The sequence below is a fragment of the Bradyrhizobium campsiandrae genome (assembly GCF_014529705.1).
In the GTDB taxonomy this organism is placed as follows: Bacteria; Pseudomonadota; Alphaproteobacteria; order Rhizobiales; family Xanthobacteraceae; genus Bradyrhizobium; species Bradyrhizobium campsiandrae.
Genome location: NZ_JAANIH010000170.1, coordinates 1 through 747, shown reverse-complemented (window position 1 = coordinate 747; position 747 = coordinate 1). Strand labels below are relative to the sequence as shown.

The following is a 747-nucleotide window of genomic DNA, read 5'->3' as shown; positions in this document are numbered from 1 at the left end:
CTGTTTAGTTCGTTTTACTATTACTCTAATATAGTAATGGACTAACTGTCATCGACGTTCTCACTGTTGTATCTCTGTTGTTCTATCTTTTCTTTTTTTTTTAATAATACGACGTCCTCCATGTGCTTATATGAGTATAAGAGACAGGTCCATGCCCTGGGGTACTTCATGCAGGGTTTCCCAGTCAGCGACGCCTTGGTACATCTGCTTTCTGGTCCGGCCGTGCATGGCCAGCATGGAAGCACCGGCTTCCTGGGCGGCCAGGGCGTTTTCCACGGCAAAAATTTGCTTGCGGTCCAAGCAGATCCGCATCTCGACGGACACCGGCTTTTCCCCGTTCTGGACAACCTTGTGGATCATCTGGTAGATCTTGTTTGAGTCCAAAAGCCACTTGGAACCCGCGTCAGTCTTCGTTACCTTCGGCACCGGGCAGCCCATGTTGATGTCGATTATGTCGGCATCGGTGTGCTTGTCGATGTTCTGGGCCGCCTGCAAAAGGCTGTCTTCCGTCCCCCCGAAGATCTGGATGCTCATCGGGTGCTCGCCCGGGTCGACGTCCAGCATGCTCAAAGTTTTCTCGTTGCCGTAGATGATCCCGTGGTCGGAAATCATTTCGCAGACAACCATGCCGGCGCCGAATTCCTTGCAGACTTTTCTAAAAGCCATGTTGGAAACGCCAGCCATCGGCGCCACCATCACCCGGTTGGGGATTTCGATTTCACGTATCTTCCAAGTAGTATCCATTGC

1 protein-coding gene is annotated in these 747 nt (G+C 51.5%); it reads right to left on the bottom strand.

The window, feature by feature from the left end:
* Positions 1–126 precede the first annotated feature (126 nt).
* On the bottom strand, positions 127–747 hold a 621-nt coding region (locus tag G8O24_RS47045), incomplete at its 5' end, for a tRNA-dihydrouridine synthase (RefSeq protein ID WP_202988822.1).